General features: G+C 73.6%; 3 protein-coding genes. All 3 read left to right on the top strand.

Going from position 1 to position 1,846, the window contains the following annotated elements; translation table 11 throughout:
- The coding region (gene nthB / locus BGP03_RS11350; protein ID WP_363093592.1) for a nitrile hydratase subunit beta at window positions 1-728 on the top strand (728 nt) is incomplete at its 5' end.
- A 61-nt stretch (window positions 729-789) separates the two neighbouring features.
- Window positions 790-1,374: a nitrile hydratase subunit alpha gene (gene nthA, locus BGP03_RS11355; RefSeq protein ID WP_296372084.1), complete on the top strand. Its 585-nt coding sequence runs from the start codon at window positions 790-792 to the stop codon at window positions 1,372-1,374.
- Window positions 1,375-1,379: 5 nt separating this feature from the next.
- Window positions 1,380-1,772, top strand: a complete 393-nt coding sequence (locus BGP03_RS11360; RefSeq protein WP_298799831.1) for a nitrile hydratase accessory protein — start codon at window positions 1,380-1,382, stop codon at window positions 1,770-1,772.
- The last annotated feature ends 74 nt before the right edge of the window (window positions 1,773-1,846 follow it).

A 1,846-nucleotide genomic window follows, 5' to 3' on the forward strand; every position in this document is an offset into this window, starting at 1 on the left:
CAAGGGACAAGCGCGCGAAGCGCTCCCTGCCGGGATCCACCGTGCGAAGGGAAGGTAGAGCCATCAGCGCGATCGCCGACATCGGCGGGGCCGACGGCTACGGCGCCGTCCATCCCCCGGACCGCGACGAACCCCCCTTCGCCGAACCGTGGGAGGGCCGCGCCTTCGCCCTCACCCTGCTCGGCATGGGCCGCGTCTCGGGCCGCAACCTCGACGCGTTCCGCTACGCCCTCGGCCGCCTCGACCACGCCGCCTACTTCGACGACGGCTACTACGGCCGCTGGCTCAACGCCGTCGAGCTCATGCTCACCGAGAGCGCGATCATCGCCCCCGGCGCCGTCGACGCCCGGGCCCGCGCCCTGCGGGGCGAGCAGGTCGACGAGCCCCCGACCCCGGAGCCGGACAAGCCCGACTACGCGCCCACCGCGGCCGGGTCGCTGCGCGAGGTGCCCGACCCGCCCCGCTTCGCCCCGGGTGACTCGGTGCGCGCGCTCCCCGTGCCCGACGGCCCCACCAAGCTCCCCCGCTACGTCAGCGGGCACACCGGCGTGGTCGAGTCGGTACAGCCCGGGCACCTGCTGCCCGACACCCACGCCGTCTTCAAGGGCGAGAACCCCCAGCACGTCTACACCGTGCGGTTCGACTCCCGCGAGCTGTGGGGCCCCGACGCGGAGACCTTCGCCCTCACCATCGAACTGTTCGACAGCTACCTGGAGCCGGCCGCATGACCCCGCCGGCCACCGTCACGGCCCCGGTCCCAGCCGCGCGCCCGATCGAGGAGAACTCGGCATGACCACCGAACGCCTGCCCGCCTCCCTGCGCACCGAGGCCCTCGAGCAGATCCTCACCGAGCGCGGGCTCGTCGACCCGGGCGTGATGGACAAGTTCATCGCCAACTACGAGACGAACGTCGGCCCGCTCAACGGGGCCAAGGTCGTCGCGAAGGCGTGGACCGACCCCGACTACCGCGAGCGGCTCCTGGCCGAAGGCACGGCCGCGATCAAGGAACTCGGGTTCTCCGGGCCCCAGGGCGAGCACATCGTCGTCGTCGAGAACACCGCCACCACCCACAACGTCACGGTCTGCACGCTCTGCTCGTGCTACCCGTGGCCGGTGCTGGGCCTGCCGCCGTCCTGGTACAAGGACCCCGCCTACCGCGCCCGCGTGGTGCGGGAGCCGCGCACGGTGCTGCACGAGATGGGCCTCGACCTCGCCGACGACGTCGAGATCGTGGTGCGCGACTCCAGCAGCGAGGTCCGCTGGCTGGTGCTCCCCGAGCGGCCGGCCGGCACCGAGCACCTCACCGAGGAGCAGCTCGTACCCCTGATCACCCGGGACGCCCTGGTCGGGGTGGCCAAGGTGGCCGCACCGTGACGCCCGTGACCACCGCACCCCTCGCCGTCGACGGCCCCGCGGCCCCGCCCCGCGACAACGGCGAGCTGGTGTTCGCCGAGCCGTGGGAGAGCCGGGCGTTCGGGATGGCCGTGAGCCTGCACGACGCCGGCGCGTTCGACTGGTCGGTGTTCCAGGCCGCGCTGATCGCCCGGATCGCGGAGTGGGAGCGCGGGCATCCCGACGGCGAGAGCTGGAGCTACTACCGGCACTGGCTCGACGCGCTGGAGGACGTGCTCACCGCCGACGGCACCGTGGCCGCCGACGAGGTCGCCGCCCGTGCCCGGGCGCTGGGCGAGCGCGCGCCCGGGCACGACCACCGCGACGACGGCCACGACGACGGCCACGACGAGGGCCACGGGCACGGGCACGGGCACTGACCCACCCGTCACATCCCCCCGTCACACCATCGCGTCGGACCGGATGCGCGCGTAGATCTCCCGGTGTCGGCGGG

The organism is Pseudonocardia sp. 73-21, assembly GCF_001899645.1.
In the GTDB taxonomy this organism is placed as follows: Bacteria; Actinomycetota; Actinomycetes; order Mycobacteriales; family Pseudonocardiaceae; genus Pseudonocardia.

Coding starts and splice junctions, on each gene's coding strand:
- nthA (WP_296372084.1), top strand. CDS start 790: ATGACCACCGAACGCCTGCCCGCCTCCCTGCGCACCGAGGCCCTCGAG.